The sequence below is a fragment of the Curtobacterium sp. L1-20 genome (assembly GCF_048755855.1).
GTDB lineage: Bacteria > Actinomycetota > Actinomycetes > Actinomycetales > Microbacteriaceae > Curtobacterium.
Window position 1 is genome coordinate 3,456,389 of record NZ_CP151473.1, and the last position, 23,084, is coordinate 3,479,472.

22 protein-coding genes are annotated in these 23,084 nt (G+C 73.5%); 6 read left to right on the forward strand and 16 right to left on the reverse strand.

Going from position 1 to position 23,084, the window contains the following annotated elements:
* Positions 1 to 28: 28 nt before the first annotated feature.
* Positions 29 to 499, reverse strand: a complete 471-nt coding sequence (locus AAEP86_RS17765) for a hypothetical protein (protein ID WP_420368601.1) — start codon at positions 497 to 499, stop codon at positions 29 to 31.
* Complete coding sequence (locus AAEP86_RS17770) at positions 496 to 1,836, reverse strand: molybdopterin-dependent oxidoreductase (RefSeq protein WP_420368602.1); 1,341 nt, start codon at positions 1,834 to 1,836, stop codon at positions 496 to 498. The genes AAEP86_RS17765 and AAEP86_RS17770 overlap by 4 nt, the downstream gene beginning before the upstream one ends.
* A 21-nt stretch (positions 1,837 to 1,857) precedes the next feature.
* Between AAEP86_RS17770 and AAEP86_RS17775 the strand changes: the two genes are divergently transcribed.
* From AAEP86_RS17775 to AAEP86_RS17785, 3 genes are read left to right on the forward strand one after another with little or no spacing between them, the layout of a single operon-like run.
* Entirely contained in the window at positions 1,858 to 3,270 is a 1,413-nt protein-coding gene (locus AAEP86_RS17775) for a glycosyltransferase 87 family protein (RefSeq protein ID WP_420368603.1), read from the forward strand.
* 5 nt (positions 3,271 to 3,275) lie between these two features.
* A complete protein-coding gene (gene moaA, locus AAEP86_RS17780; protein ID WP_420368604.1) occupies positions 3,276 to 4,349 on the forward strand; it encodes a GTP 3',8-cyclase MoaA in 1,074 nt (357 codons plus the stop codon).
* Between the two features lie 2 nt (positions 4,350 to 4,351).
* Entirely contained in the window at positions 4,352 to 4,597 is a 246-nt protein-coding gene (locus AAEP86_RS17785) for a MoaD/ThiS family protein (RefSeq protein ID WP_420368605.1), read from the forward strand.
* A gap of 61 nt (positions 4,598 to 4,658) precedes the next feature.
* Here the strand turns inward: AAEP86_RS17785 and AAEP86_RS17790 are convergent, their stop codons facing one another.
* The 5 genes from AAEP86_RS17790 to AAEP86_RS17810 are packed head-to-tail and all read right to left on the reverse strand — an operon-like array spanning position 4,659 to position 9,724.
* A complete protein-coding gene (locus AAEP86_RS17790; RefSeq protein WP_420368606.1) occupies positions 4,659 to 5,759 on the reverse strand; it encodes a calcium:proton antiporter in 1,101 nt (366 codons plus the stop codon).
* Positions 5,756 to 6,787: an ABC transporter ATP-binding protein gene (locus AAEP86_RS17795; RefSeq protein WP_420368607.1), complete on the reverse strand. Its 1,032-nt coding sequence runs from the start codon at positions 6,785 to 6,787 to the stop codon at positions 5,756 to 5,758. Before AAEP86_RS17795 ends, AAEP86_RS17790 begins: the two co-directional genes overlap by 4 nt.
* Positions 6,784 to 7,620 carry an ABC transporter permease gene (locus tag AAEP86_RS17800; protein WP_420368608.1) on the reverse strand — a complete coding sequence of 279 codons (837 nt, stop codon included), beginning with the start codon at positions 7,618 to 7,620 and terminating at the stop codon, positions 6,784 to 6,786. The genes AAEP86_RS17795 and AAEP86_RS17800 overlap by 4 nt, the downstream gene beginning before the upstream one ends.
* A complete protein-coding gene (gene modA / locus AAEP86_RS17805) occupies positions 7,617 to 8,438 on the reverse strand; it encodes a molybdate ABC transporter substrate-binding protein (protein WP_420368609.1) in 822 nt (273 codons plus the stop codon). The genes AAEP86_RS17800 and modA overlap by 4 nt, the downstream gene beginning before the upstream one ends.
* 50 nt (positions 8,439 to 8,488) lie before the next feature.
* On the reverse strand, positions 8,489 to 9,724 hold the full coding sequence (locus tag AAEP86_RS17810; protein WP_420368610.1) for an FAD-dependent oxidoreductase: 1,236 nt from the start codon (positions 9,722 to 9,724) through the stop codon (positions 8,489 to 8,491).
* A gap of 283 nt (positions 9,725 to 10,007) precedes the next feature.
* On the opposite strand from AAEP86_RS17810, the gene AAEP86_RS17815 reads away from it, so the two are divergent.
* Positions 10,008 to 11,564: a long-chain-fatty-acid--CoA ligase gene (locus AAEP86_RS17815; protein ID WP_420368611.1), complete on the forward strand. Its 1,557-nt coding sequence runs from the start codon at positions 10,008 to 10,010 to the stop codon at positions 11,562 to 11,564.
* Between the two features lie 54 nt (positions 11,565 to 11,618).
* On the opposite strand, the gene AAEP86_RS17820 is transcribed toward AAEP86_RS17815, so the two are convergent.
* The 3 genes from AAEP86_RS17820 to AAEP86_RS17830 form a co-directional block, all read right to left on the reverse strand.
* Positions 11,619 to 13,091: a flavin-containing monooxygenase gene (locus tag AAEP86_RS17820; RefSeq protein WP_420368612.1), complete on the reverse strand. Its 1,473-nt coding sequence runs from the start codon at positions 13,089 to 13,091 to the stop codon at positions 11,619 to 11,621.
* 81 nt (positions 13,092 to 13,172) lie between these two features.
* Positions 13,173 to 14,222, reverse strand: coding sequence for a ThiF family adenylyltransferase (locus AAEP86_RS17825; protein ID WP_420368613.1), 1,050 nt, complete (start codon positions 14,220 to 14,222; stop codon positions 13,173 to 13,175).
* Entirely contained in the window at positions 14,219 to 14,626 is a 408-nt protein-coding gene (locus AAEP86_RS17830; RefSeq protein WP_420368614.1) for a TOBE domain-containing protein, read from the reverse strand. The genes AAEP86_RS17825 and AAEP86_RS17830 overlap by 4 nt, the downstream gene beginning before the upstream one ends.
* 91 nt (positions 14,627 to 14,717) lie before the next feature.
* On the opposite strand from AAEP86_RS17830, the gene AAEP86_RS17835 reads away from it, so the two are divergent.
* On the forward strand, positions 14,718 to 16,379 hold the full coding sequence (locus AAEP86_RS17835; RefSeq protein WP_420368615.1) for a glycosyltransferase family 39 protein: 1,662 nt from the start codon (positions 14,718 to 14,720) through the stop codon (positions 16,377 to 16,379).
* Positions 16,380 to 16,448: 69 nt separating this feature from the next.
* On the opposite strand, the gene AAEP86_RS17840 is transcribed toward AAEP86_RS17835, so the two are convergent.
* From AAEP86_RS17840 to AAEP86_RS17860, 5 genes are all read right to left on the reverse strand, one after another.
* On the reverse strand, positions 16,449 to 17,381 hold the full coding sequence (locus AAEP86_RS17840; RefSeq protein WP_420368616.1) for a 4-(cytidine 5'-diphospho)-2-C-methyl-D-erythritol kinase: 933 nt from the start codon (positions 17,379 to 17,381) through the stop codon (positions 16,449 to 16,451).
* Between the two features lie 9 nt (positions 17,382 to 17,390).
* Positions 17,391 to 18,692 carry an O-acetylhomoserine aminocarboxypropyltransferase/cysteine synthase family protein gene (locus tag AAEP86_RS17845; protein ID WP_420368617.1) on the reverse strand — a complete coding sequence of 434 codons (1,302 nt, stop codon included), beginning with the start codon at positions 18,690 to 18,692 and terminating at the stop codon, positions 17,391 to 17,393.
* Complete coding sequence (locus tag AAEP86_RS17850; RefSeq protein WP_420368618.1) at positions 18,689 to 19,759, reverse strand: LLM class flavin-dependent oxidoreductase; 1,071 nt, start codon at positions 19,757 to 19,759, stop codon at positions 18,689 to 18,691. The genes AAEP86_RS17845 and AAEP86_RS17850 overlap by 4 nt, the downstream gene beginning before the upstream one ends.
* Positions 19,760 to 19,848: 89 nt before the next feature.
* Positions 19,849 to 20,847, reverse strand: a complete 999-nt coding sequence (locus tag AAEP86_RS17855; protein ID WP_420368619.1) for an ATP-grasp domain-containing protein — start codon at positions 20,845 to 20,847, stop codon at positions 19,849 to 19,851.
* Between the two features lie 52 nt (positions 20,848 to 20,899).
* Positions 20,900 to 21,754: a helix-turn-helix transcriptional regulator gene (locus tag AAEP86_RS17860; RefSeq protein ID WP_420368620.1), complete on the reverse strand. Its 855-nt coding sequence runs from the start codon at positions 21,752 to 21,754 to the stop codon at positions 20,900 to 20,902.
* A 101-nt stretch (positions 21,755 to 21,855) separates the two neighbouring features.
* Here AAEP86_RS17860 and AAEP86_RS17865 point away from each other — a divergent pair, with 101 nt between their 5' ends.
* Complete coding sequence (locus AAEP86_RS17865) at positions 21,856 to 22,596, forward strand: SDR family oxidoreductase (RefSeq protein WP_420368621.1); 741 nt, start codon at positions 21,856 to 21,858, stop codon at positions 22,594 to 22,596.
* On the opposite strand, the gene AAEP86_RS17870 is transcribed toward AAEP86_RS17865, so the two are convergent.
* Complete coding sequence (locus AAEP86_RS17870; protein WP_420368622.1) at positions 22,590 to 23,051, reverse strand: hypothetical protein; 462 nt, start codon at positions 23,049 to 23,051, stop codon at positions 22,590 to 22,592. The genes AAEP86_RS17865 and AAEP86_RS17870 overlap by 7 nt on opposite strands.
* Between the last annotated feature and the right edge of the window lie 33 nt (positions 23,052 to 23,084).

Below are 23,084 nucleotides of genomic sequence, written 5' to 3' on the forward strand. Positions count from 1 at the left end.
GTCCTCATCCTACCGAAAGGTTGTCGGTTCAACCAGTGGTGCCGGACCGGGTGACCGGTCCCGGTCCGACGGCTCCCGGTCGACGTCGAGTCCGGACCGCGGCCACCACGAGCACCGCCACCACGACGACGGCGAGCACCCCCTCGACGAGGAGCAACCGGGCCGCGTAGTCGAACGGCAGCACCGTGTCGTTCTTGGTCCCGTGGTGCTTCGCCGCGATCTCCGGCAGGACGACGAGCGCCAGGACGCTGCCGAGCACGACGACCGCCTGCACGACGACCAGGGCCCAGGCCCGCAGCGACCGGCCGGTCCGTCGCAGGAGCAGCCCGACCGCGACCACGAACGGCGACAGGATCGCGTCGTGGAGCACCACCGCGGCGACGAGCCACGTCACCAGCCCCCAGATCCGGTTCGGCCGGACGGTCGTCACCATGACGTACGCCCCGAACGCGATGACCAGCACGCCGACCACGACGAGCACGATCCGTGCGGCCCTCATGCGATCACCTCGATCTTCTCGATCCACTTCGTCTGCAGCACGCCCGGCCGACCCGGGGCGATGATGCGCGCCGGGAAACCGTGGTCGAGGTCCAGCTTCGCCCCGTTCAGCTCGAGGGCGACCAGGGTGGTCGGGTCCTCGGCGTACTCGGGACCCATGTCCATCACCCGGTACCCGCCGTGCTGCTCGAGACTGGTGACCCGCACGTGCGAACCCGGGTCCGCCTGCACGGCCGCCAGCAGGTCGCGCATCCGCACGCCCCGCCACGTCGCCATCTGGCTCCACCCCTCGACGCACGAGATCGGCAGCTCGGCCTCGGCGGACCCGAGCGCGACGAGTTCGGCGCGCGAGAACGACCGGCTGACGTCGCGTCCGACGACGGTGAGGGTCCAGTCCGCCGCGGTCGCCGTCGCGAGCACACCGGCGGCCCGCGCGGTGCGGTTCACCGGCAGGTCGTTCGGCCCGCGGTGCCGCTGACGGGCACCGAACACGTTGAACGGCTCGGCGAGCCGGTTCGACTGCCCGACCGTCAGGACGACCACCCCGAGCGTCGCCGCCGTGACGCCGGCGAAGAAGCCACGTCGCGCGATCCGCTCACGGCGTCCCTGGGTCACCTCGGGCGTCGGCCGGGAGGCGCGGGTCGCCTCGGTCGGATCGGCCCGCGGGGCCGGGACGGGTGCGCCGTCGACCCAGCGGAGGACCCTGCCGGTGACGCCGCGGGGGTACACCGGTGCCGCGCCCGCGTCGTTCGGCCGTGTGGGCGGCAGCAGCTCGCTGCCCACGGTCGTGTCGGGCACGAACCGGCCGTCCCGGTCGTACGCGTCGCGCTTCCGCCAGTAGCGGGCGATGATCCGGAGCTTCGTGCCGATGTGCAGCACGAGCGACCCGATGAGCACGTACGACAGCGCGTAGTGCACCTGCCGGAAGGGGAAGGGCCACGGGTACCACTGGTACGTGTTCACCAGTCCGGTGGCGACCTGCACGAGTGCGGCCGACACGAACACCGCGATCGACAGGCGTTCGAGCAGGTGCAGCACCCCGCGGACCGGCGGGTCCTGCAGGAGCGCCGGCATGACCGTGTTGAGCTTCGCCACGAGCAGCGGGATGATCGCGATCCCCGCCGTGATGTGGAGCCCCTGCGTGAACTGGTAGAGCTGCGTCGGCCGCGTCGGGAAGGTCATGCCCGGCAGCGGGTCCTGCAGGAAGTGGCTGAAGAGCCCGGTGCCGAAGCACACCAGGAACGCGACCCCCAGCAACCGCCCGAGGACGACCGCCGAGCGCGCGTTCCGGTTGGGGGACGCCATCGCCGACCGGGCGTCCAGCAGCAGGGTCCGCACCGCCGGTAGCCTCGTCGCACCATGAGCGAACGACTTCGGCCCGGCCGACTCCTGCCGACCGTGCTGGCCGTCGTCGGCGTGCTCGCCCTGGCGGGCGTCATCGCCTTCGGCATCACGCATCTGGGGTTCCTCCGGTCGGGTCATCGTTCACCATTCGTCGCGTGGACGCTGATCGCTTGGGCGGTCTTCGCCGGAGCCGTGCTCGCACTCAGGTTCGTCCCCGTCCGGTGGATGACCCGGATCGTCCTCGGCGGCGCCGTGGTGGTCGGCATCGCGGCCCTGGTGGGTCCGCCGAACACCAGCACCGACTCTGCTCGGTACGCCTGGGACGGGATCGTGCAGCACGCGGGCATCTCGCCGTACGCGCACACGCCACAGTCGACCGCGCTGTCCGGTCTGCGTCCGGACTGGCTGTTCCCCGACAAGGTCGACGGCACGTGCGACCCCCTCAAGCCCCGGTTCCGCGGTCTGGGCGACGGAGCGCAGGGGCACTGCGTCGCCATCAACCGGCCGGACGTGACCACGATCTACCCACCGATGGCGCAACTCTGGTTCGCCGCGGTGCGGGCGTTCGTGCCGGCCTCCGCACAGTACATGCCGTTCCAGGTCGCCGGGCTGCTCGTGTCGCTCGGCGTGACCGTCGGCCTGGTCGCGGTGCTCCGCCGGGTCGGCCGGCCGACGTGGTGGGCGGCGCTGTGGGCGTGGTCCCCGCTCGTCGCGTCCGAGGCCGTGACCAACTCGCACGTCGACGTCGTCGGCGCAGCGCTCGCCACCGCGGGCGTCGTGCTCGTCGCGTTCGGGCGGCCGGTCTGGGGCGGCATCGCGCTCGGCGCCGCCACGGCCACGAAGCTCATCCCGGCGATCGTCTACCCGCCGCTCCTCGGCCGGTGGCGGCACTGGTGGGCGGTCCCGGTGGGCATCGCCGCGTTCGGTCTGCTCTACGTGCCGTACGTCCTGTCGACCGGGATCGACGTGCTCGGCTACCTGCCCGGCTACCTGTCCGAGGAGGGCTACGAGGACGGCTCCCGCTTCGCGCTCGTCTCGCTGGTGTTCCACGGCGACGCCGCCACGCTCGTGGTGGGGCTGCTCGTGCTCCTCGCCGCCGTCGTGGCCTGGCGGCTCGCCGACCCGGCACGGCCCTGGTCCGCCGAGGTGCTGATGATCGGCGTGACGTTCCTCGCCGTGAGCCCGCGGTACCCCTGGTACGCGCTCCTGCTCATCCCGTTCGTCGTGCTCTCCGGGCGCTGGGAGTGGCTGTCGATCGGGCTCGCCATCGCTCTGCGCGGTGTGTGGCCCTCCGCCGACGCCTACCGGTGGTGGCTCGCCGCGGCCGTGCTCGTCATCGTGGTCGTCACGCTCCTGCGCACCAGCCGGTCGGAGTGGGTGCGCTACGGACGTCTGCTGTCGTTCCGGCGGCTCGACCCCGTACGCTGACGCCCATGGCACCCGCGACCCTGCTCGGCTCCACCGGCGCCGACCCCGCCCCCCACGGGTCGGTCGACGGGCTGGTCGACCGGTTCGGGCGGCGCGCCGTCGACCTCCGGGTCTCGCTGACGGAACGCTGCAACCTCCGGTGCACGTACTGCATGCCGGCGGCAGGGCTGCCCTTCGCCCCGGACGACGCGCTGATGACCGCGGCGGAGATCGAACGGCTCGTCCGCATCGGTGCGGAACGGTTCGGCGTGCGGAAGGTCCGGTTCACCGGCGGTGAGCCGATGCTGCGGCACGACCTCGTCGACGTCATCGCCCGCTGCGCCGCCCTGCCGGACGCGCCGGAACTGTCGCTCACGACGAACGCGATCGGGCTCGCCCACCGCGCCGCCGCCCTGTACGCCGCGGGCCTCCGGCGCGTGAACGTGTCCCTCGACACCGTCGACCCGGACGTCTTCACCACCGTGACCCGTCGACCGTTCCTCGACAAGGTCATCGCCGGGTTGTCCGCCGCGCACGACGCCGGGCTCGCGATCAAGGTCAACGCGGTGCTGCTGCGCGGGGTGAACGACACCCTCGCGCCCGAGCTCATGCGCTGGTGCCTCGACCGCGGCTACGAACTGCGGTTCATCGAGCAGATGCCGCTGGACCCCGACCACGCCTGGGACCGCACCTCGATGATCACCGCCGCCGAGACGCGGGCGATGCTCTCCGAGTCCTTCGCCCTCGTGCCGGACGACGCCCCGCGCGACGGTGCCCCGGCGGAACGCTTCCGGGTGCTCGCCCGGACGCCGGACGGCGGCGTCGGTGCGGAGCTCGGCACGATCGGCATCATCGCCAGCATCACCGAGTCGTTCTGCGCCGACTGCACCCGGACCCGCCTGACGGCCGACGGCCACGTCCGCAGCTGCCTGTTCTCCGACGAGGAGACCTCCGTCCTCGGGCCGATGCGCGACGGCGCGAGCGACGACCTTGTCGCCGAGCTCTGGCGCCGCGCGATGTGGGCGAAGCCGCGCGACCACGGCGACGACACCGACGACCTCGTGCACCCGAGCCGGGGCATGAGCGCGATCGGGGGCTGACCGTGACGACGCTGCGGTTCTTCGCGGCCGCACGGGCAGCGGTCGGCGTCGACGAGGTGACCGTCGACCCCGACGCACGGACGCTCGGTGCGGTGCTGGGCACGGTCGACGCCGCGGACCCGGCACGGTGGGAGGCGCTGCAGGAGCGGTGCTCGTACCTGATCGACGGCGTGACCACGCGTGACCGGTCGACGCCGCTCGACGGCGTCGCCCTCGTCGACGTGATGCCGCCCTTCGCCGGCGGCTGAGCACGGCCGGCCAGCGGCCGAGCACCGCCGGCCGGCGGCTGAGCGCGAGCCGCCCGGTGCCCTACGGCGAGACCGACAGCACGATGAACGCGGCGAAGATCACCAGGTGCACGCCGCCCTGCAGCCGCGTCGCACGCCCGGGCAGCACGGTGAGCACCGCTGCGACGATCGTCAGTGCGAGCAGGACGATCTGCGCTGCGCCGAGCCCGAGCAGCAGCGTGCCGGGCGTGAACAGGGACGCGACGGCGATCGACGGGATCGTCAGGCCGATCGACGCCATCGCGGACCCCATCGCGAGGTTGAGGCTCGTCTGGATCCGGTTGCGCGCGGCCGCCTTCGACGCCGCGATGCCCTCGGGCAGCAGGATGAGCAGCGCGATCACGACGCCGACGAACGACGGCGGGAAGCCGACCGCGGCGACGCCGGCCTCGATCGCCGGGGACTCCACCTTGGCGAGCCCGACCACCGCGACGAGGGCGAGCAGCAACAGCCCGAGCGACACCAGCGTGGCCCGGCTCGTCGGTCGTGCGGCGTGGGCGTCCTCGGACTCCTCGAGCACACCGCCGGCGCGGTTCACCGGCAGGAAGAAGTCGCGGTGCGCGACGGTCTGGGTGACGACGAACAGCCCGTAGAGGGCGAGCGACGCGATCGCCACGAAGACCAGCTGCGCACCGGTGAACGACGAGTCGTCGGTGCCGGTGGTGAACGTCGGCAGCACGAGCGTGAGCACGGCGAGGGCGGCGACGGTCATCGTCGCGGCGGAGGCGCCCTCCTGGTTGAACCGGACCGTGTCGTGCCGGAGGGTGCCGATCAGGATCGCGAGGCCGACGAGCCCGTTCATCGTGATCATCACCGCCGAGAACACGGTGTCGCGTGCCAGGGTCTCGGCCTGCGCGCCGCCCGAGCTCGACAGCGAGATGATGAGCGCCACCTCGATGATCGTCACCGCGACCGCGAGCACCAGGGACCCGAACGGCTCCCCCACCCGGTGGGCGACGACCTCGGCGTGGTGCACGGCGGCCAGCACGGTCGCGGCGAGCACCACGGCGACGAGTGCCACGAGGAACGTGCCGAGGTCGTACCGTCCGTACGTGGCGCCGAGGACGACGGCCGCGACGACGGGGACCCCCACGGGCCAGGCAGTGGCGAACCGGTTGCTCATCCGGCAATCCTCGCACCGGTCGGCTCGTAGACCACCACCTCGGAGGCGGGCACGGCGATCCGCACGGACTCGCCCGGCGCCAGGCGGAGTGCCGTGGCGGTGGCGACGGTCACGTCCGCCACGAGCTCACCGGCGCGCACGCGGACGAGGCCGTCGCGGGGTTCGAGCGCGGTGACCGTGCGCGCCGGTCCGGCACCGGTGCGGCTCGGCACGGCGGCCGTCGGGTGGTAGGCGGCGAGGGCGGCCCGGCCGGGAGGCGCGGTGCCGGTGTCCGACGACAGCTCGCCCCCGTCGTCGAGTGCGATCCCGCCCGCGGTGGCGGTCCCGCGGACGAGCACCAGCCCGGAGAACGACGCCGCGAACGCGCTCCTCGGACGCCCGAGGACCACCTCGGCCGGCCCGGACTCGGCGACGCGGCCGTCCTCGAGCACGACGATGCGGTCGGCGAGCGCGACGGCCTCGAGCGGGTCGTGCGTCACGAGGAGGGTGGGACGGCCGGCCCGTGCCGTGGCGAGGGCGGCCCGCACCTCGGCGCGGGCGTCGACGTCGAGCGCCGAGGTGGGTTCGTCGAGGAGCAGCAGGGCCGGGTCGGTGGCGAGTGCCCGGGCGATCGCCACGCGCTGCGCCTGTCCACCGGAGAGCGTGTCGGGCGCCCGGTCGGCCAGACCGGCCACGCCGACGGCGGCGAGCGCCACGGCGGACCGGTGTCGCGCCTCCCGGCTGCCCGCACCGGACGCGCGCGGACCGTAGGCGACGTTGCGGGCGACGCTGAGGTGCGGGAACAGGTCGGCGCGCTGCGCGACCAGACCGACCCCGCGCCGGTGTGCGGGGGTGTCGGTGAGCACGCGGTCACCGAGTCGCACCTCGCCCGCCCGCGGCCGGAGCAGCCCGGCGAGGGCCTCGACGACCGTCGACTTGCCGGCCCCGTTCGGGCCGACCAGGGCGACGCACTCGTCGGCGGCGATGTCGAGGTGGACGTCGACGGCGCGTTCCGGCACGACGACGTGGGCGTGCAGCCCGCCGGTCACGCGGGCACCGTCCGGGCGCGGAGGGTGGAGGCGCCGATGACCACGAGGGCGACGACGACGAGCACCACGGCGAGCGCCACCGCCGTGTCGGGGTCGATCTCCCGCTGCAGGTAGATCTCGAGCGGCAGCGTGCGGGTGACGCCCTGCAGGCTGCCCGCGAAGGTGAGTGTCGCGCCGAACTCGCCGAGCGCCCGCGCGGAGCAGAGCACCAGGCCGGACAGGATGCCGGGCAGGACCCGTGGCGTCGTGACGGTGAGGAACGTGCGGGTGGGGCCGGCGCCGAGCGTCGCCGCGATCCGTTCGTGGCGGTCGCCCCCGACGCGCAGGGCGCCCTCGATCGAGGACACCAGGAACGGCATCGCGACGAACGTCTGCGCGATGACCACCGCCGTCGTCGTGAAGGCGATGCGGAGCCCGTGCTCGTCGAGGAAGGCGCCGACCACGCCGAGCCGTCCGAACGCTGCCAGGAGCGCGAGCCCGCCGACGACCGGGGGCAGGACCAGGGGCAGGAGGACCAGCGCACGTGCCACGCCCACCCACCGCGACGTGCTCCGCGCGAACAGCACGGCGAGCGGGTAGCCGAGCACGAACGCGATCCCGGTCGCCGCCGCTGCGGTGCCGAGGCTCAGCCCGAGGGCGCTCAGCGACGCGGGCGAGGTGACGAGTGCGCCGAACGACGTCCAGTCGACCCGGCCGACCATCGCGAGGACGGGCACGACGACGAACAGGCCGCCGAGGACGGCCGGGACGGGGAGCCACCACGGCACGGGGGTGCGGACGACCGGGCCGCGCGGGTCACCCGTGGCACGACGCCCGGCGCGGGTCACGGTCACGGCTTCCCGAAGCCGGCGGCGGCGAGGACCTCCTGCCCCGCCTCCGACCGGACGTACGCGGTGAACGACGTCGCGAGGGCCGGGTTCGTGGACTCCCGGAGGACGCCGATCGGGTACGTGTTCACGGCCGTCGTCGACTCGTCGAAGGGGACGCCGTCGACCTTGCCGTGCGCTCCCCGGACGTCGGTGACGTAGACCAGGCCGGCGTCCGCCTGCCCGGACTCGACCTTGCCGAGGACGTCCGTCACGGACTGCTCCTCGCTGACCGGGTGCAGGTCGACGCCGGCGGCACGCTCGACCTTCGCGGTCGCCGCACCGCACGGCACCGGGGTGGCGCAGGTGACGAGCTGGACGGCGGACGAGGTGAGGTCGTCCAGCCCGTGGACCCGCTCCGGGTTGCCGGGAGCGACGGCGATCTCGAGGGTGTTCGTCGCGAAGTCGCGCGGCGAACCGGTGGCGAGGTCGGTGTCGGCGAGCTTCGCCATGGTGGCCTCGTCGGCGGAGGCGAACACGTCCGCCGGGGCGCCGTTGCGGATCTGCGAGACGAGGTCGCTGGACCCGGCGAACGAGAACGTGACCGTGGTGCCGGGGTGCGCGTCCTCGTAGCGCGTACCGAGCGTCGTGAAGGTCTGCTGCAGGGATGCGGCGGCGAAGACGGTGATCGACCCCGTCGGTCCGGTGCTCGTGGCGGTGCCGGCGTCGGCGCCGGCGCCGGGGCCGGGGCTGGCGGAGCAGCCGGACAGTGCCAGGGCGACCACGACGAGCGCCACCGCCGCTGCGGCCGCGGGGCGCACTCGTGTCCGCTGTTGCGTCTTCATGGACGGATCCTATCCGCACCTGCGGTCGTTGCCGCTACTCCGCGGCTCCGCTACTCCGCTGCTGCGCGGGCGCCGCTGCCGAACCGTGCGGGGAGGTACTCGGGGGCCCACGGGTCGTCGAGGTCGACGGCCGGGTCCGGACGGCAGGACGCCGTCGAGCGCCGCCGGAGGTGCTCCGCGGGCGCCTCGTCGTGCATGAACGCCCGGATGGACGCGTGCGCTGCCTCGGCGGCGGCGGCCGCGCGGCGCCACATCCGGGACTCGTACGCGGCGAGGGCGTCCTCGACCGTTCCTGCACCGTCGAGCGCGTCGACCAGGTCGGCGGCGTCCAGCAGGGCGTTGTTCGTGCCGAGCGCGCAGAACGGCGACTGCAGGTGCGCGGCGTCGCCGACCAGGGTCGCGGCCACCCGACGACCGGTCGCTGGCACCCGACCGTCCCAGCGGTGCCCGACGGGGTGCTCGAACACCGGGCGGACGGTGCCGGGCTCCTCGCCCGCGGTGGTGAACTCCGTGAGCGACGGGTCCCAGCCGGCCGCGGTGAAGGTCCGCTCCAGGTCGGCGCGGAGCGCGGCGGGCGGCGCCGACCGGACGTGGTCGAGCTCGGCACGGAACGCGACGTACACGCGGGCGTTCCCCCCGATGCGCTGTGCGATGAGCCCGAGGCCGGCGGTGTGCGCGAAGAGCGTCCCGCGCTGGATCGTGGCGGCGATGCTCGGGAAGTCCCGGTCGACGTCGGGGAACCGGCGGTCGAGGAAGGTGATGCCGCTGTACACCGGCTCGGTCCCGCCCACCGACGCCCGGACCCGCGACCACGCGCCGTCCCCGCCGACGACGAGGTCCGCGACGGCGTCGGTGCCGTCCTCGAACGTCAGGTGCGGACGGCCATCCCGCTCGTCGAGGGAACGCAGTCGGTGCCCCCAGCGGACGGTGTCGGCCGGCAGGTGGTCCAGCAGCATCCGACGGAGCTCCGGTCGTTCGACCTCGGCGTCGCGCGACTCCGGGTCGATCCGCGGCGGCCGGATGACGGTCCCCGCGGCGTCGACCACGCGACCCGTCGCGTCCTCCGGGTGGGAGACGGCGGCGAAGACGTCGTCGAGACCCATCCGCTCGATCACCCGACGCCCGATGGCCCCGTCGATGCCGATGCTCCCGCCCTGGTCACGGGTGGCGGCGTGGGCGTCCCGTTCGTGGACGCGCACGCGGTGTCCGGCCTGGTGCAGCAGCACCGCGGCCGCGAGACCGGCGATGCCGGCTCCGCACACCGCGACGTCGAGTGGTCGTTCCATGCGGTCAACGCCCTTCCGGTCCCCGGGCTCCCGCCCGTGCCCGGTGACCGGGCCGGACCAGGATCGGACGCGGGCGGTGCCCGCACATCAGTGCGATCACCGGTCGGGACGTCGACGTCCCCGACGCGCGGCCGCCGCGACACGGTGCCCGACCGGCCTCCGTACGACCACCGATGCCGCGGGCCGCGCGGTGCGGGACGCTGGGCGCGCACGGGGTGCGACGTGGCGGCCGGCTCGTCGAGCGGCGGCTCGTGCATCGATCGCCGACGACCGGAAGGCCCGCATGCCCGACCGCCACACCAGCCACGCGACCGCCTCGGTCGCCGCGATCCTCGCCGAGTCGGCCGCACGCTTCCCGGACGACGTCGCCGTCGTCGTGGGTGACCGACGCACCACGTACGCCGCGCTCTGGGCCGAGACCCTCGCGTACGCGGGTGCCCTCCGCGACCGCGGGGTGTCCGTGGGCACGCGGGTCGCGATGCTCGTGCCGAACGTCGAGGACTTCCCGCGGGTCTACTACGCCACCCTCGCCCTCGGCGCCGTCGTGGTACCGGTGCACGCCCTGCTGAAGCGGCAGGAGATCGCGTACGTCCTCAGCGACAGCGGCGCGTCGGTGCTGGTCTGCGCGGCACCGCTGCTGCCCGAGGGCGCGGCCGGCGCCGTACTGTCCGGCGTCGACGTCGTGAGCGTCCTCGCGCCGTCCTCGGCGGCCGGACCGGACCGGCTCGAGGACCTCGCCGAGCACGCCCGACCGCTCGAGACCTACGTCCCCCGGCATCCGCTCGACACCGCCACGATCCTCTACACGAGCGGCACCACCGGACGACCGAAGGGCGTGGAGGGCTCGCACTACGCGTTGCTCGAACAGGTCAACACCTGCCTCATCACGACGTTCGACCTCCGCCGTGGGGACGTCCTGCTCGGTGCCCTGCCGTTGTTCCACACGCTGGGACAGACCTGCACCATGAACGCCGGGTTCCGTGCCGGCGTGACGATCGTCCTGCTCCCGCGGTTCGACGGCGACGCGGCCCTGGCCGCGATGGTCGAGCACGGCTCCGGCGTCTTCATGGGGGTGCCGACGATGTTCACGGCACTGCTCGACGCCGCGACGCGGTCCGCCGCGCGGCCGCCACTCCGGTGGACGCTGTCGGGCGGGGCGTCGTTGCCGGTGGCCGTGCTCGAGCGGTTCCGCGAGGTCTTCGGTGCGCCGGTCCACGAGGGCTACGGGCTCACCGAGACCTCCCCCGGCGCAGCCTTCAACCACGTCGGCGAGGAACCGCGACCGGGCTCGGTCGGACGACCGGTGTGGGGCGTGGAGGTCGAGGTCGCCGACCCGGACGTCGCCGACGCCGTCGAACTGCTGCCGCGTGGCACGGTCGGGGAGCTCGTCGTCCGCGGCCACAACCTGATGAACGGCTACCTGAACCGACCGGAGGACACCGTCGCGGCGATCGTCGACGGGTGGTTCCGGACCGGTGACCTCGGCACGAAGGACCAGGACGGGTACCTGCGGATCGTCGACCGCACGAAGGACCTCATCATCCGGAACGGCTACAACGTCTACCCGCGGGAGGTCGAGGAGGTCCTCGCCGCCCACCCCGCCGTGGCCACCGCCGCGGTGTACGGCGTCCCGCACGAGGTCCACGGGCAGGAGGTCGAGGCGGCCGTCGTGCTGCGTCCCGACGCCGTCGTCACCCCGCAGGAGATCATCGACTTCGTCGCCGGCGAGATCGCGGCGTACAAGTACCCCCGCGTCGTCCGCCTGGTCGACGCGCTGCCGCTCGGGCCGACCGGCAAGGTGCTCAAGCGGGAGCTCGCCGACCGGTCGTCCGGCGCCTGAGCTCGGGCACGCGGACGACCCGGTCGTCGGAACGCCCGTCCGGCGACCGCCGCCTCAGACCGGCGTCACGACGAGGTCACCCCAGGCGACCTCTCGCAGGTCGGCGGCGACCTCGTCGATCGTCATCGGGGACACCAGCGGCGTCCCGGACGCGTCGAGGTACCAGCTGTCGCAGCCCCCGGTCGCCCAGACGGTCCGACGTGCCTCGGCCCGGACGGCCTCCAGCAGCTCCCGGGTGCGCGCCGTGTCCGGCCGGACGGCCACGTGCTCGGTCAGGGCGTGCTCGACGAGGCGGACGACGTAGCCGGCGTGCTCCTCGATCGCGGCGAGGACGTTCGTGCTGCCGCCGGGGGTGTACGGCCCGTTCACCAGGAACAGGTTCGGCATCTCGGGCAGGGCGACGGACTTGTAGGAGAGGAACGAGTCGGCCCAGAGCTCGTCCAGCGTGATGCCGTCGGCGCCACGGACCCGGATCGGCCGGAGGTAGTTGTCCGCGTGGAACCCGGTCGCCAGGATCAGCACGTCGGCCTCGTGGAGTGCGCCGTCGGCGGTCCTGACACCCGTCGGCTCGACCTCGGTGATCCGACTGGTCACGAGCTGCACGTCGGGACGCTGCACGGCCGTCAGGAACGTCCCCGAGAACACGATCCGCTTGCACCCGATCGCGTAGTCGGGGGTCAGCGCCCGTCGGAGCGCCGGGTCGGCGACGCTCTCGAGTCCTGCCCGGATCTGGGCGTCCCGCGCACGGGCACCGGGACCGTCCGGGTCGATCGACGCCTCGGCGATGCCGCGGACGAACGCCTCCGTCGCACGGTACTGCTCGCGTGCCCGCTCGGGCGAGGCGAGCATCGCCGCTCGGAGCTCCTCCGGGATCGGCTCGTTCGGCACCGGCATGACCCACGACGCAGTGCGCTGGAACACGGTGACCGTCGACGCGGTGCCGGCGAGGGCGCTGACGATCTGGGCGCCGCTCGACCCGGTGCCGACGACCGCGACGCGCTTCCCCGCGAGGTCCTCGGACGGGTCCCAGTCCGACGAGTGCGCGAGGACGCCGGCGAAGCGGTCGAGTCCGGCGATGTCGGGGACCTTCGCGCGGTTGAGTCGACCGGTCGCCCCGACGACGGCACGGTGTCGGGTCCGCTGGCCGTCCGCCGACGTCACGGTCCACGCCCCGTCCTCCCAGTCGAGGTCGGTGACCTCTGTGTCGTGGACCACGTGCTCGGCGACGCCGGTGCGGCGGGCGTGGTCCTCGAAGTACGCCCGGAGTTCCGCACCGCTGGCGAAGAGGGTCGTCGCCGCGGCGTTCGGGTCGGTGCTGTACGAGTAGTAGTGCGCGGGGACGTCGCAGCCGACGCCGGGGTACCGGTTCTGGTACCAGGTGCCGCCGAGGCCGGCCGCGCGTTCGACGACGACGAAGTCGATGCCGAGGTCGGCGACGCGCTCGGCGACGGCGATGCCGCCGGGTCCGGCGCCGATGATGAGGACGGAGCTGTCCGTCCGGGTCCGGGAACGCTGGTGGTCTGTCACACCGGGATACTCGCTCCGCGCCGCCGCGGACGCGTCCGTGGAGCCACGGAGGTGCCGCATCAGCGGCTGCCGACGCCGCGGTCAGGCCAGCGGCGTCGTCGGGTTGCCCTCGCGGCGCCACGCCTCGATGCCGCCGTCGAGGACGGTCGCCGCGCGACCCTCGGCGCGCGCCACGCGGGCCCACGCCGTGGCCCGGGCTCCGCTGGCGCACACCACGACCACCGGGTCGTCGCCGTGCAGGTCGTCCGGGCGGACGCTGCCGGGCACGACCCCGGTGGCGAGCTCCTCGGGTGTGCGGACGTCCACCAGGACCGGCCGGTCGCCGGGGCCGCCGAGCAGGTGGGCGAGCGCCGCCGGCGCGATCCGCGGGGGCGCGTCGTCGACCGTGGGGCGGGGCCGACGAGACGACGGGCCGCGACGGAGCGGGCTCTCGGTCCAGCGCCACCGACGGGCGTCCACGGTGAGCACCCGACCGAGCAGGGGTTCCCCGATGCCGGCGACGAGGGCGGTGACCTGCGCCGCCATCACGGAGCCGACCGCGCCGCACAGGGCCGGCAGCACGCCGTCCAGGGCGCAGGACCCCTCGTCCGGCAGCGCGTCGGGGTGGAGGTCGTGGAAGTCGACCGGGTCCGCGGCGGCGTCGTGGAAGACCGACACCTGCCCGTCGAGACCGAGGACCGTACCCCAGACGAACGGCACCCCGGCGCTGGCGCACGCGTCCGAGATCGCCCGGGTGACCTCGACGCTGTCGGCCGCGTCCACCACGACGTCGTGCCCGGCCACGTGGTCCGGGCGGAAGGGTTCGGCGAGCGCGACGACCTCGAGCTCGGCGTCCACGCCGCGCACGCGCTCCGCCGCACACTCGGCCTTCGGGCGCCCGACGTCGGCGGCGGCGAAGAGCGTCTGGCGAGCGAGGTTCGACACGTCCACGACGTCGTGGTCGACGATCGTGACGCGCCGGAGCCCGGAGCCGGCGAGGTAGGTCAGCACGGGCGCGCCGAGGCCGCCGGCCCCGACGACCAGGACGCGGGCGGCGCCGAGTGCGCGGACCGCACGGTCGCCGGCGCCGTCGAGCGCGGCGGTGCGGGAGGTCAGTCGGCGTCGCGCCGCCGAGACGGCCTCGCCGGTCACTCCGCGGCCTCCGCGGGGACCTCGACGGACACCATGGTCGCCTTCACGGAGGCCACGGCCACCGCGCCGACCTCGAGCCCGAGGTCACGGACGGCCTCGGCGCTCATGAGCGAGACGACTCGGTGCGGACCGCTCTGCAGCTCGACCTGGGCCATCACGCCGTCGACGACGAGGTCGGTGACGATCCCGACGAACCGGTTCCGTGCCGAGCTCCGTGCGCCCGACGGGTCGTCGAGCTGGCCGCCCGCCCCGCGGATGTGCGCGGCGAGCTCGCGCCCGTCGACCACGGTGCGCCCGGCAGCGTCGGCGGACCGCGTGAACGTGCCGCCGTCCACCATGCGGCGGACGGTGTCGTCGCTGACGCCGAGGTACCGCGCGGCGTCGCGGATGCGGAGCTTCGTCATGGTGTTCGCACCATACCGGTATGCGGAACTCTCAGAGACGGCGGCGACGACGTCAGGTGCCCGTCCAGCCGGTCCGGATACCGTCAGGGCCGTGAGTGCACCACCGACCGGTACCATCAGCGTCCCCGCATCGACGGGTGTGGCGCCGATCCGGTCGCGGGCACGGTCGCTCGGGTCGAGCATCGCGGGCGCCGTCGTGCGCACGCCCGAGCTGACGATCGGCGCGCTCGGCGTGCTCGTCACCGCCGCCTTCGCCTGGGTGCCGTCGCTCTGGTACGACGAGGCGGCGACCGTCACCAGCGCGCAGCGGTCCTGGCCGCAGCTCTGGGCCGAGCTCCACTCCGTCGACGCCGTGCACGGCCTCTACTACTCGCTCATGCACGTCTGGTTCTGGCTGGTCGGGTACACGCCGTTCACCCTCCGGTTCCCGAGCGCGCTCGCCATCGGCGTCGCCGCCGGCCTCGTGGTCGCTCTCGGCCGCCGACTCGGTGGTCGACGGCTCGGCATCACCGCGGGTCTCGTGTTCCTCGCGCTGCCGCGTGTGCAGTGGGCCGGGTCCGAGGGGCGGCCCTACGCGACGATCACCACGCTCGCGGTCTGCCTGACGCTGGTCGGACTGACCGCCGTCCGCCGGACCCGCACCGGGCGCAGCCTGCACTGGTGGGTCGCGTACGGCGCGCTCGCCCTCGTCGCGGTGACCTTCAACGTCTACCTCTCGCTCGCCGTCGTGGCGCACGCCGTGACGCTGCTGTGGACCGTGCTGGTCCGGCGGCACGAGGTCCGTCGCGCCACGGTGCACCGGACCTCGACGGTCCCCGGGCCGCCCCTCGTCACCGGCGGCACCCTGCTCCGCTGGGCGGTCGCCGCCGGCATCGCCGCCGTCTCCGTCTCGCCGGTCGTCGTCGAGATCGCATCGCAGTCGAAGCAGGTCGCCTGGATCACCGGCATCGGGGACCGCACCGGCGTGCAGGTCTTCGCCACGGCGTGGTTCGGCGGCGTGAACGCCTACGCCGCACTCGCCTGGACCCTGATGGTCGTCGGCGTCGTGGTCGTCCTGATCGCGGCCCACCGGCGCTCGGCGTCGGTCCGGGCCCTCGTCCGCGCCCAGGCCGTCCGGGTGGCGGTCCCGCTCGTCGTCGTCCCCACCGCGGCCCTCGTGCTCGCGACGGCGATGGGCAAGCACCTCTACTCCCCCAAGTACGCCACGCTGAGCCTGCCGTTCGTCGCCCTGTTGATCGCCCTGGCGCTCACGCTCGTGCGGCCGAAGGCGCTGCTCGCCGGCGTCGTGGCGGTCGTGCTCGTGCTGTCGGTGCCCACCGCCGTCGCGGTGAAGCAGCCGCTCGCGAAGCAGGACTCGACGTGGGCCCGCGCGGCGTCGATCATCGAGGCGGAGCGCAGCGCGAACCGCGTGGACGCCGACGAGGGCGTGGTCTTCGGCAGCGTGTACGGCCACCCCGGCACCACTGCCGACATCATCCGGGTGTCGTACCCGAACGCCTTCGCCGGCATGACGGACCTCGGCGTCCGCAAGGTCGGGCCCGAGGCCGGCGTGCTCTGGAACCAGAACGGCGACCTCGCGACCTCGATCCCGAGCCGGCTCGGCGACATCGACACGGTGTGGTTCGTCGGCGGCACCGTGAAGGCGCGCAACATCCAGCCCGAGACGGCGGCGGTGCTCTCGGAGCACGGCTTCACCGCGGAGGAGCACTGGAAGACCGGCACCGTCGTGATCACGGAGTACGTGCGCCGCTGACCCGGCCGGGCCCGGGGCGGTCAGTGCCGGGGTCCGGCACCGGAACGTACAACGATCGGTGTCCTCGTCCTAGTGGACGACGCGCGCGCCGTGCACCGGTCCCGCGGCACGCAGGGCGACCATGCCCGCCGCGCTCAGCTCGACCTGCACCTCGAGCGCGGTGTCCCGGTCGGCGACCAGGAAGGCCACGGTCGGCCCGCTGCCCGACACCAGGCCGGCGAGGGCCCCCGCCTTCTCACCGATCTCGAGCGTCGACGCGAGCGACGGCTGCAGCCGCATCGCCGGTGCCTGCAGGTCGTTGTGCAGGCAGTCGGCGAGCAGGTCCGGGTCACCGGCACGGAGGGCCTGGAGCACGTTCGCCTCGACCACGGGGGTCGTCGGCGCGGGGGCGATGTCGGCGCGGTAGCGCTCCCGGTGCTCGTCGAGGGCGCGGTACACCGCCGGCGTCGAGAGCCCGTCGTCGCTCAGCGCGAGCACCCAGTGGAACTCGCCCTTCGCCAGGGCCGGGCTGAGCTCGTCGCCGCGGCCGGTCCCCACCGCGGTCCCGCCGGCGAAGGCGAACGGCACGTCGGCGCCGAGCTGGGCGGCCAGACGCAGGAGTTCCTCGCGACCGAGGGCGGTGCCCCAGAGGGTGTCGACCGCCAGCAGTGTGGCGGCTGCGTCGGCCGACCCGCCGCCCATGCCGCCAGCCACCGGGACCTGCTTGTCGATGGTCAGCCGGACACCGCCGCGGTACCCCGCCGCGTCGGCCACCAGCCGAGCGGCCCGGATGGCGAGGTTGGACTCGTCCACGGGCACCGAGCTGGTGTCGATCGGACCGGTGAACGACACCGAGAAGTCGTCGTCGAGCTCCGCCGAGACGTCCTCGTACAGGGACACCGCCTGGTAGGCCGTCGCCACGTCGTGGTAGCCGTCCTCCTGCAGCGCCCCGACGGACAGGTACACGTTGATCTTGCCGGGGGCGCGCGTCCGCACGCGGGTCGGGGCGGCCAGCGTGGTCATGCCCCCAACCTATCCCGACGCGGCTGCCGCGAAGCCCCGCGCGAGGTCCGCCGTGATGTCGTCGATGTGCTCCAGCCCGACGGACAGTCGGATGAGCCCGTCGCCGACCCCGGCAGCGGCCCGCTCCGCCGACGTCATCTGCACGTGCGTGGTCGACGCCGGGTGCACGACCAGCGACCGCACGTCGCCGATGTTCGACACGTGGTCGAACAGCTCGAGCGCAGCCACGAACCGCCGACCCGCCTCGACGCCGCCGTCGAGGTCGAACGCCAGCACCGCCGACGGCCCCTTCGGGACGTACCGCTGCTGCAGGTGGTGCCACGGCGACGACGGCAGGCCCGCGTAGTGCACGCCGTGGACCTGGGCGTGGTCGTCGAGCCACGCGGCGACCGCCGCCGCGTTCGCGACGTGCCGGTCCATCCGGAGCGAGAGCGTCTGGATGCCCTGCAGCACGAGGAAGGCGTTGAACGGCGCGACGGCCGGTCCGAGGTCCGCTGCGAGCTTGGAGCGGGTGCGCTGGATGAACGCGCGGCGACCGAACTTCTCGGCGAAGTTCGTGTTCGCGAAGCCCGAGTCGAGCGTGGCGAGCTGCGGGTACGACGTCGCGTGCGCCGCCCAGTCGAAGTTGCCGCTGTCGACGATGAGCCCCGCGATGGTGCTGCCGTGCCCGGCGAGGTACTTCGTCGCCGAGTGCACGACGATGTCCGCGCCGTGCTCGATCGGCCGCACGAGGTAGGGCGTGGCGATCGTGTTGTCGACGATGAGCGGGACGCCGGCCTCGTGCGCGACCCCCGCCACCCCGGCGAAGTCGAGGACGTCGCCGCGCGGGTTCGGGATCGACTCGCCGAAGAACGCCCGCGTCTCCGGGCGCACCGCCGCAGCCCACTCGTCGAGGTCGGTCGGGTCCTGCACGAAGGTGAACGCGATGCCCAGGTCGCGCAGCGTCGACGCGAAGAGCGTGTACGTGGCCCCGTACAGCGAGGCGCTCGACACGACGTGGTCCCCGGCGCGGGCGACGCCGAGCACGGCGAGCGTGGTGGCCGCCTGACCGGAGGCGAGCGCGAGGGCGCCCACACCGCCCTCGAGGTCGGCGATCCGCCGTTCCAGGGCCGCCGCCGACGGGTTGTTCACCCGCGAGTAGGTGTGCCCCGGCGCGTCGAGCATGAACCGCGCCGCGGCGTCCTCGCCCGACGGGTACACGAAGGCCGCGGTCTGCGCGATGGGCGGCACGTTGCCGCCGAAGCCCGGGTCCGCCTTCCAGCCGGCCCGGATCTGCCGGGTCTCGAACGCCCAGTCGTCCTCGGTGCTCACGACGCGGCGCCCGCTGCCACCGCGTCGGCCTCGGTCGGCGCGCCGGACGGGCGGACGAGCGGGATGACCTGCTCGCCGAACCGTTCCATCTCCTCCAGCTGCGGCGAGAACTGCAGCAGCAGGGTGTCGACGCCGGCGTCCTCGAACTGCTTGATGCGGTCGGCGACCTGCGCCGGGGTGCCGACGAAGCCGGGCCGCAGGCCGCGGTTCGACACCGAGTAGTCCTCGAGCGAGGGCACGTGCTCGAGCTGCGACTTCGAGATGAAGTCCTGGTAGGACTCGTACGCCTTCCCGTGCTGCACGTCGGTGATGCGCGCCAGCTCGGCCTGCGCCGCTTCCTCGGTCTCGCGCACGATGACGTACGCCGCCATCCCGAAGGCCTCGAACGGCGGCAGCCCGGCGTCGACGCGGCGCTGCTTCATCTCGGCGATCTTCGTCCGGAGCTCCTCCACCGTGCCGCCGTGCGTCACGTAGGCGTCGGCGTACCCGGTGATCGCCGCCTTGCCGGCCTCGCTCTCGCCGCCGGCGTAGATGCGCGGGGTGACGCGCGGCTTCGGCTCGAGGTGGGCGTTCTGGATGTCGTAGTACTCGCCCGAGAACGAGTACGGGGTCTCCCGCCACATCCCCTTCATGACCTCGACGAACTCCGCGGTGCGCTTGTAGCGGTCGTCGTGCTCGGAGAAGATGCCGCCGTACTGCTTCGCCTCCTCGGCCCACCAGGCGCTCACCACGTTGAACGTGAAGCGGCCCCCGGAGATGTCGTCGATCGTGGCCGCCTGCTTCGCCGTCACGGCCGGCAGGTGGTAGCCCGGGCGCATCGCCGCCATGATCTCGAGCCGCTCGGTGGTCGCGGCGATCGCCGCCGCGAGCGCCCACGCCTCGAGGCTCGGCGCGGCCGTGCCCTTGATGTCGTTGAGGTTGAGCTCCGGCACGAGCGTCAGGTCGAAGCCGATCCGCTCGGCGCGCTGCGCCAGGCGCTTCACGTAGTCGAAGGTGACCGGCATGTGCTCGTCGTCGACGTTGCGCAGCCAGCCGCCGAAGAGCGGGGTCCAGTATCCGAATCGCACGGGGTGGGTTCCTTGGAGGTGGGGAGTGACGGACGGGAGGCGCGGTGCGGGGCCGCCCCGCGCCTCCTGTCCGGTGGGTCGTCGCGTTCTCAGGCGGTGGCCTGGGCCGCGTACTCGCGGTCCAGGATCGCACCCAGGTAGCGCGCGATGGAACGTGGGCCGGAGGCCGGTGCGGTCTCCTCGACGGCGGGGTTGTAGTTCGTGTTCGTGTTGATGTCGTACACGACCGTGCGGCCGTCCGTGGTCTCCATGAACTCGACGCCCGCGATCTGGATGCGCTGGTCGGCGAGGAACGCGCGGAGCTGCTGGACCAGCGGGTGCTCGGCGGTGACCTCGGTCCGGACGGCGAACGCCGGGGGCGCTCCGACGGTCTCGGTGCCGGGGACGTCGCAGACGGCACCAGCGATGGTCTGCGGCACCTCGCAGGCGTCGGCCGGGCACAGCTCGAAGCTGCCCGCGCTCGTGTCGACGCGGACCGCGTAGACGAACTCGCCACCGACGAACTCGACGCGGGTGATGAACGGCTCCCGCGCGGTCAGGTACTCCTGCAGCAGGGTGATGCCGTCGACCGGCTCCTCGAACTCGGGGCTGTCGACGTACGCGTCGAACTCGGCGAGCGAGTCGAAGCGGCGGACGCCGAGGCCCTTGCCGCCCTGGTTGTGCTTCGTGATGAAGGGGACGTCCTGCCCGTCCGTGAAGGTGCGGGCGGAGTCCTTGAGCGTGGCGGTGCCGAACACGGCGGTCGTGCGGGGCACGTCGAAGCCCGCCTGCCGCAGCAGGCCGTGCTGCGCGACCTTCGACACCTCGAGCTCCAGCACGTGGCTGCCACCGACGACCTGGCGGCCGGCACGCTCGAGCCACCCCAGGATCGCCCGCGTGTACTCCTTCGAGTGCTCGTGCCCGCGGGTGTGGCTCGACGCCGACATGCGTGACCAGTACACGCCCGGTGCCGGTTCGGCGGCGAGGTCGATCTGACCGTCCGTGAGGAGGATCTCCTCGACCGGGACCCCCTCGGCCTCGAAGGCTGCGGCGAGCGGGGGGAACCACTCGGGGTTCTCGTGGATGACGTACACGCGGGGAGTGCTCACCCGCCCACCCTAAGCACGACCTCCGGCATCCGCTCAAGTGTGTGACGCGGTGCTACCTCGTCGTCTCCGGCGCGAAGCGCTGCTGGCCGAGGACGCCGAGCAGTTCGAGCTTCTGCGCATCCTCGCTGCCGGGCGGGGCGGTGAAGAGCAGGAGCGCCTGGGCCTGGTCGTCCGCGTGCAGCACCTGGCAGTCCACGGTGATCCGACCGAGCTCGGGCTGCACGATCGTCTTGTTGTCCGACCACCGGCTGGCGACCTCGTGCCGTGCCCAGACCGCGCGGAAGTCAGGGCTCCGTTCCTCGAGCTCGGCCACGAGCGTGACTGCGCGGCGGTCGCCGGGACCGGCGAGTCCGACGGCTGCCCGGAGGGAGGCCACCACGACCCGCGCGAGACGCTCGTGCTGTTCGGGTGCGTACTTCGCCGGCTCGGTGCCGGTGACGAACCACCGCCACGCCTGGTAGCGCTCGTTGCCGGGCAGACCGACGGAGCCGCCGAGGAGGGCGGCTGCCAACCGGTTCTCGACCAGGGTCTCGCCGAGGTGGCTGACGACGATCGCCGGGGTGTCCTCGAGCCGGTCGAGCACCCGGAGGATCGCCGGGTCGACGTGGTCGGAACGGTGCAGTCGCACCGGGGCGTTCTGGCCGGCCAGGTGGAACAGGTGGTCGCGTTCGTCGAGGCTGCAACGCAGTGCCCGGGCGATCGCCGCGACCATCTGCTCGGACGGCTGCGGGCCGCGCTGCTGCTCGAGCCGCGTGTAGTAGTCGGCGCTCATGCCGGCGAGGGCGGCGACCTCCTCGCGACGGAGGCCCGGCGTGCGACGTCGGGGACCACTGCCGAGGCCGACGTCCTCGGGACGCAGGAGTTCCCGGCGGCGGCGGAGGAAGTCGGCGAGCGCGGCACGGTCCATGGTCCGATCCTGGCCCGTCCGGACCGTGTCTGCCAGGGATCGGCGGTCCCCCGATGTGCGCGCTCTGGTTGCGTGCCGCCGGCCGGCGCATCGTGGTCGTCATGGACACCACGAACGCAACCGTCTTCATCCCCGGAGCCACCTCGGGCATCGGCCTCGCACTGGCCCAGCGTCTGCAGGCCGCCGGCAGCACCGTCGTCATCGGCGGGCGCCGGCAGTCGCTCCTCGACTCGCTCGCCGCCGAGCACGGTTTCGGCACCGTGCAGATCGACGTCAGCGACGCGGCGTCGATCGCGGCGGCCGCCACCACCGTGCTCGGGTCGTACCCGTCGCTCGACGCCCTGATCACGATGTCCGGCATCATGCGCAACGAGGACCTGCGCTCCCCCGACCACATCGACGACGCACTCGAGACCGTCCAGACCAACCTGGTCGGGACGATCCGGCTCATCGACGCGTTCCTGCCGCACCTGCTCGCGCAGCCCACCGCCACGCTGATGACCGTCACGTCCGGGCTCGCGTTCGTCCCGCTCACGGCGACCCCGACCTACAACGCGACGAAGGCCGGCGTGCACTCCTACACCCAGGCCCTCCGGCAGCAGCTCGTCGGGTCGTCGGTCGAGGTGCTCGAGCTGGCGCCGCCCGCCGTCCAGACCGACCTGATGGGCGGGGCCGACTTCGGTGGGATGCCGCTCGACGCCTTCGCCGACGAGGTCATCGCCCTGCTCGACGCCGGAGCCGCACCGGAGATCCTCGTGCAGAACGTGCACCCGCTCCGGTTCGCCGAGCGCGACGGGACGCACCAGCAGATCCTCGAGGCGATGGCCTCACGCGGTCACTGACGACGACGGCGGCGGCTCACTGCGTCGGCGCTGCGGCCCAGCAGCCAGAGCCCGAGCGTGATGGCCGCCACCACCGCCGCCTCGGCGACGCCGCGGTCGAGCGGGCCGCGGAGGAGCCAGTAGCCGCCGGCACCGACGATCCCGGCGACGGCAGCCGTGCCGAGGACGTGGGCTCCGGGCCGGCCGGCGGGACGGACGTCCGGGGCGCCCGCGGTGCCCGCGGTGCCTGCGGCAGCGGTGCCGGCGTCGTCGGTGGTGGCCGCGTCGTCGGCGCCCAGGCCGTGGAACCAGACGCCCCACGCCGCGATCGCGGCCCCGAGGACGACGGCGGCCCAGGCAGCGTCGTCCCGGGGGTCCCGCACCACGCCGACGACGGCGAGCACGACGACGACGACACCGCCGACGACGAACAGCAGGGTGATCGCCGCGGCGATCCGGGAACGAGGTGTGCGCACGTCCGAGAGCCTAGGGCAGGTCGCGCGGGCGAC

Bases quoted from the DNA above. Each gene is read 5' to 3' on its own strand.
- AAEP86_RS17815 (WP_420368611.1), top strand. From the start codon at position 10,008: ATGCCCGACCGCCACACCAGCCACGCGACCGCCTCGGTCGCCGCGATC.
- AAEP86_RS17790 (WP_420368606.1), bottom strand. From the start codon at position 5,759: ATGAGCAACCGGTTCGCCACTGCCTGGCCCGTGGGGGTCCCCGTCGTC.
- AAEP86_RS17830 (WP_420368614.1), bottom strand. From the start codon at position 14,626: ATGACGAAGCTCCGCATCCGCGACGCCGCGCGGTACCTCGGCGTCAGC.
- AAEP86_RS17865 (WP_420368621.1), top strand. From the start codon at position 21,856: ATGGACACCACGAACGCAACCGTCTTCATCCCCGGAGCCACCTCGGGC.
- AAEP86_RS17775 (WP_420368603.1), top strand. From the start codon at position 1,858: ATGAGCGAACGACTTCGGCCCGGCCGACTCCTGCCGACCGTGCTGGCC.
- AAEP86_RS17765 (WP_420368601.1), bottom strand. From the start codon at position 499: ATGAGGGCCGCACGGATCGTGCTCGTCGTGGTCGGCGTGCTGGTCATC.
- AAEP86_RS17840 (WP_420368616.1), bottom strand. From the start codon at position 17,381: ATGACCACGCTGGCCGCCCCGACCCGCGTGCGGACGCGCGCCCCCGGC.
- AAEP86_RS17810 (WP_420368610.1), bottom strand. From the start codon at position 9,724: ATGGAACGACCACTCGACGTCGCGGTGTGCGGAGCCGGCATCGCCGGT.
- modA (WP_420368609.1), bottom strand. From the start codon at position 8,438: ATGAAGACGCAACAGCGGACACGAGTGCGCCCCGCGGCCGCAGCGGCG.
- moaA (WP_420368604.1), top strand. From the start codon at position 3,276: ATGGCACCCGCGACCCTGCTCGGCTCCACCGGCGCCGACCCCGCCCCC.
- AAEP86_RS17860 (WP_420368620.1), bottom strand. From the start codon at position 21,754: ATGGACCGTGCCGCGCTCGCCGACTTCCTCCGCCGCCGCCGGGAACTC.